The organism is Lentilactobacillus diolivorans DSM 14421 (genome assembly GCF_001434255.1).
GTDB lineage: Bacteria > Bacillota > Bacilli > Lactobacillales > Lactobacillaceae > Lentilactobacillus > Lentilactobacillus diolivorans.
On record NZ_AZEY01000056.1, the window covers coordinates 1 to 5496 of the forward strand.

Sequence of the window (5496 nt, forward strand, 5' to 3'; positions counted from 1 at the left end):
ATAGTTGAGTCACCCTGTAACCTAGCCAAAGTTACGCAGGGCGGCTTTTTTATTTGGGTTCTACAATATCTGTTGTTGGTAATAGATTTTTATCTATTAATGATGACAGATTTTTTGTTTATCATTAGAATAAAAAAGCGGACATCTCCCGTCCGTTAACTTGCTCCCACCACAGAATTAAGTCAAGAAAGGAAATGCCCTATGTCAAATGATACTACGAAAATGTTGTTAGGAATAGATGATGAACACTTAATAATTGAGAATGGCAAAATAGGTGATGATGGGGTGATCCGATTAAATGGATCGCTGAACTATTCCCCCAAGGCCTGCCACAACTGTGGGGTTATTAATGACCATCAGATCATTGGCTATGGTTGGCGGAAGACCACCATTAGATTCGCTAAAACCTTGGGCAGCACCGTTATCCTCTGCCTCAATCGGCGAAACTTTCACTGTAAGGCTTGTCATACCAATTTCCTGGCGCAGACGAATGCGGTGCCGAAGCACTGCACGATTTCAAATACGACCCGCAAACAATGCTTAGAAAAACTGACCGAACCGGTTTCACTCAAACACATTGCCGATGAGTTATCCACTTCGGATTCATTCGTTGGTCGGCAGCTCTTGCGCGCTGAACGGGACTTTGAAACCAACTGGCACTATTTACCCAAAGTTCTCCTCATGGACGAAGTTAAAAGCACTAAGAGTGCCACCGACGCGATGAGCTTTGAATTTATGGACGCGGAAACCCACGAATTGATTGATCTGTTACCCTTTAGAACCATCTATCAGCTTCAAAAGTATTTCCGGCATTATGACCAAGCCGCGCGCGAAAATGTGAAAATAATCGTGACTGATATGAATTATACCTATCCCAAATTGGTTGGGCAGATCTTCCCGAATGCCATCGTTGTCATCGATCCCTTCCACTTGGTTAACGCTTTAAACCGAGCTTTTAACAAGACGCGGGTGCGCCTCATGAAAACCCTGGCGACTTCCTCACGCGAGTATCACGCCCTAAAACGCTATTGGAAATTATTATTAACGCCGGAAAATCACCTCAACTACGAAGCTTTCCGTAAGTGGACAAACTTCCCTTATCCAGCGACTGCCACTGATGTAGTTGATGCTTTATTGGACATTGATCCCGAGCTCAAGCAAACTTACGACGTGATGAATCGGTTACGTGAAACCATCAAAAACCGTGATTGGTCCAACTATAATCAAGTGTTCCATCACTTAGAGGGCTGCTCGGAAGAGATGTTGGCAACCCTCCAGACCCTAGCGACTCATCATGATGAAATTGGTAATACTTTCACTCACCATTACACCAACGGGCCCCTAGAAGGTTCAAACAACAAGATTAAAGTCATTAAACGTACTGGATTTGGTTACCGAAACTTTTTCAGATTCCGGCTAAGAGTGCTGTTCGCTTTTCGGGTTCATACAAAAAGAGCCCTAATCACCAAGTGATTAGAACTCCAATATTTTGTTCACCAACAACAGTTCTAATATGATGTCAAGTATCAACTTATTAAAAAAAGAGTACACTAAACAGTGATAGCTTTTTGACAGAAAAAAGCTGTCATAAATATCAACTATATTGGTATTTAAATAGTCTGCTTAATGGGAAGTTCTTGCGTAATTATAAATTTGGTTTGTGCGGACCAAATTCATAATCGTCCTATCAAGCCTGTTCACACAAGCAATCATGGCAACCATATCCGGTTTAGGATGTGGTCCTTTTTTTAACTTATAGTAGTAATCCACAATGTGATTATCAATGCGTGCTTTATTTCTAAGCATGGATCTAATCATTTCAAACATAATATAACGGGCACTACTTTGGCCTCTCCGATTAATCCGGTCAGCTTCTTTGAGCCCTCCGGATTGGGTTCGTCGTAGATCTATTCCTACGTAAGCATTCAGCTGCTTATAGCTTGGGAATCTCGCTATTTTTCCTGTAAATCCTAGTAACAGGGCAGTTGATATCTCTCCCGCCCCAGGAATACTCGCAATGAGTTTAAACTCCGGAAAAGTTTTCGCGTAAGTGATCAATTGGCGTTTTAATAAGTCATGGGCCTGATTATATCGCTGAATCTCTTCACAATAACTATGGATTTGATTAGTCAGAAATGAATTCGCAGGTTGTGCTGGGTACGACAATTGGCCTGCCTGCCAGACCTCATTACATCTACGTACGATTAAATCCGAATGGATTTTAGGACTTACCAAGCCAATGATTTGTTTTGCCATCGTTCCTGGAATATATCCTGTTAAAAAATCAGGGTGGGGAAAGAGACTAACAAAAGTTAAGCCGAGCACTGATCGAATTGGGTTAAATATATCGTTTAACTCGGGAAATGTTTGATCAAGTGCGGCATGTAAATGATTGATAATCCGGGATCTCTCCTTAGTTATTTCTAGATAGCGGTGTGCCATTAAATGAAGTTGCTCATATGGCCTTGAATATGGTCTACGACCATGAATCAGTGACTTCTGATCAATTCCCAGGAGCGCTAATTTAACTGCATCTGAACGGTCTGTTTTTTGCCTTCTCAACCCCGCCATGCGAATTGAGGACTCCAAAGGATTTATTTCAAGGTAATTCATTCCTTCCTCGCTAAAAAAACGAGTCAGAACTCTAGAATAAATACCAGTCGTTTCAAATACTGCCATGACTGGCAGGTCACTCGTAATTATTGACTTGAGCTTTGCCAATCCAGACTTATTATGGATAATCTGAAACTCCTTAATAACCGTATGATCGTGTAAAAGAGCACAATTACTCTTTCCACGACTCACATCAATACCTAAAACGTGCACTTTATCGCCTTCCATATATTTTTGAGGTAACAACTTCGCAGATTCGTTCATTTTCTAAATTCGATCTCAAGGACCCACATCCTAAATCTAACTGTTCACTACGTGTTGTTGGGCCAGTTTGACACTCGGAATGTATATTCCACTGATGTTGACGACCTCAACCTCAATTTAAGTATAGTAAAAGAGGTATCAAGATTGTCGTCACAATCTTGATACCTCTTACTTTAGGATGTTTGACGAAGAACCAAAAAAACGGCTTCCATTAAGTATTCAAGATAGATCCTTTACTTGAATCTCTTAATAGAGGCCGTTTTTATTTTACAAAATTACGTATTAAACATACTTGCCACAAAAAAACTAAATGGAAAATTATTTAGTCTGGAGTACAAATTGGAAATGTGTTCAGCTATGTGATTATTGTTGGCGGCTTTGCCACTTACAATAAGGCTGATTTTGGAGATCCATCGCGTTCCAATACATTTCTAATTCTTGCGGAAGACGGGAATTTAAGCACATTCACATTTTAACCAAATTTGAGTAAGAACCCCAAAAGTGAGTTATTGGATTCTTTTATTCGTATCTCGTTTTACTTTTTATGTTTTTTGTAATACCAAACACCTAACCCTGCAACCACTATAATTGCAGCAATTGTTGCAACGATAGCCATATTGAATTTAGTATGACTGTTCTTAACTGGCGTCTTCTTATTGATTTCACGACTTTGCTTGTCAGTAACCGTAAATTTCCGTTGAAGCTTCCAAATATTTTGCCCATTGTTAGCCTTAACATCCAAATACATCATATAAGTACCTGACTTTAATCTCTTATCCTTGTTAGCACCGATAACTGTATTAACATTAATAGGATAAGTAAAGTAACTGTTTGGGGCAATTGACATATTTGATTTCTCTGATTGTAAAATAACATTCTTACTATCATTTTCTGAAGTTATCTTTGCTTTGATATCAACTTTTTCTTCCAATCTTGGCACATCATTATCTAATAGTGCATTGACTGAAATTTGTCCATTTTGAGTATCTTCATATGCTTTGATCAGTTTTAAATTTGGCTCAACTGTGTCAGTATTTTGTCTCAATTGTAGGCCTAGAACATAATTATACTTATTTTTTAACGTTACACCCTTAGCATTACTCTTGCTACCTTGATTATCTTGTTCGATAAAGATACCACCTAACAATACGCCATCAAAATTTCCTTTCGGAGCATTAATGTTCACAACTACTTCTGTAGAAGATTTTGCATCAACAGTAACACTCTTAGGATATGTAACTAATTTTTCAATATCATATTTCAAAGATGAATCAGCTTTAACATTATGTTCGTTATAGACTATTACCCCATTGGTATCAGTCGATGCCCGGTTCACCATTACAGTATAAGTATGCGTTTTAGTATCGTTATTATTAATCTTAAATTTAGCTTGCAACTTCTCATTTGGCGTCACTTTCAAATCAAAATAACCGACTTTTTTATCGATCTGATTATTTGAAAGTTCTGGCACAATATTATAAGTCACTGCTGGTTGAGCTTCTGAGGTGGCGGCCGAAACATCTTGGGTTCCTAAACAACCAAAAGTTATAACACTAATTAAAAACAACATGAAAATCCAAATATGCTTCTTCAAAATATCATCTCCCGAAGAAAAAAGAGAGCATGCAACAATTAAGTTACCAGCCCTCAATTTTTATATTTAAGCAGGTGCATTACCTAACGTCCATGTTAAGGTTGAACTGTAGGATCCGCCAATATTACCAGCTGGAACCTCAAGTGAGGCATCAGTAGAACCATATGTTCCAGTATAGGCACCTACACCCTTACCAGCTGCAGCACTAACAACAGTTACTGGTGAACTTGATAGTGAAAGCTTTGCGACAAGTGTTGGAGGTGTTGATACATTATCAACATCATCTGCTTTAATAGGATCTGTTTCTTTATTATCTAATAATAGTTGTGCATTCTTTAAGCCTGCGCCGCCTGTTGCCGTGAATGGTGATGCTGCAACAGTTACAGTGTATCCAGTACCAGTACCAGCATCAGCGATATCCAAGCTTCCTGATGTGGAAGTTGACTTATATGAAATATCGTTTGCTGAAGCTGCTACTGTACCAAATTGAAAACTAGGGGCCGAACTTAAAGTGATCTTTCCAGGCGTAATATCGGCCGTGGCTGTGCTGCTTGTGCTTGGAACTGGTGATGCAGGTGTTGTTGCTGCTTGAGCGACTGTACCTAACGAACCAATTCCTAAAACAACTGCCCCTACTAACATGCTATTTCTTACGAGTTTTTTCATAATATTTCCCTCCTCATAAACGACTGTTGGTCGCTATGAAATAGAGTCCTAATGTGATGGATCAATCGGACTCTGCTTGATTGGAGAAATACCCATCACATAGATATCTCTTTCAATCTCTGCGTACATTATATATTTTTTTGGATAAATAAACAAGATATTTTACGCTCTCAAAAGATTTGTTAAAGTTCCGTTATTACTACTTTTTTGTGATAGTTTTGATAAAAATGCTTATAATTGAAATTTAGTTTTCAAAAATATGTATTTAAGGAAGAATTTATAAATTATTGCAATATTTTTAATTCTTGAATTTACACTTTAAGTGCAACACTAATTAAATAAAGAATGGCCCATGGCCA

Annotated in this window: 4 protein-coding genes; 1 reads left to right on the plus strand and 3 read right to left on the minus strand. The window is 38.4% G+C overall.

Annotated elements, in window-relative coordinates:
* Window positions 1-201 precede the first annotated feature (201 nt).
* Complete coding sequence (locus tag FC85_RS05655) at window positions 202-1473, plus strand: ISL3 family transposase (protein WP_057864578.1); 1272 nt, start codon at window positions 202-204, stop codon at window positions 1471-1473.
* Between the two features lie 150 nt (window positions 1474-1623).
* On the opposite strand, the gene FC85_RS05660 is transcribed toward FC85_RS05655, so the two are convergent.
* The 3 genes from FC85_RS05660 to FC85_RS05670 form a co-directional block, all read right to left on the minus strand.
* Window positions 1624-2877, minus strand: coding sequence for an IS110 family RNA-guided transposase (locus tag FC85_RS05660; protein WP_225427646.1), 1254 nt, complete (start codon window positions 2875-2877; stop codon window positions 1624-1626).
* A 535-nt stretch (window positions 2878-3412) separates the two neighbouring features.
* Window positions 3413-4471, minus strand: a complete 1059-nt coding sequence (locus FC85_RS05665) for a WxLIP family cell surface protein (RefSeq protein WP_057864579.1) — start codon at window positions 4469-4471, stop codon at window positions 3413-3415.
* Between the two features lie 66 nt (window positions 4472-4537).
* Window positions 4538-5137, minus strand: coding sequence for a WxL domain-containing protein (locus tag FC85_RS05670; RefSeq protein WP_057864580.1), 600 nt, complete (start codon window positions 5135-5137; stop codon window positions 4538-4540).
* Between the last annotated feature and the right edge of the window lie 359 nt (window positions 5138-5496).

What these genes read in the sequence shown, in the direction of transcription:
- FC85_RS05670 (WP_057864580.1), bottom strand. Translation starts at nt 5,137, where the DNA reads ATGAAAAAACTCGTAAGAAATAGCATGTTAGTAGGGGCAGTTGTTTTA.
- FC85_RS05660 (WP_225427646.1), bottom strand. Translation starts at nt 2,877, where the DNA reads ATGAACGAATCTGCGAAGTTGTTACCTCAAAAATATATGGAAGGCGAT.
- FC85_RS05655 (WP_057864578.1), top strand. Translation starts at nt 202, where the DNA reads ATGTCAAATGATACTACGAAAATGTTGTTAGGAATAGATGATGAACAC.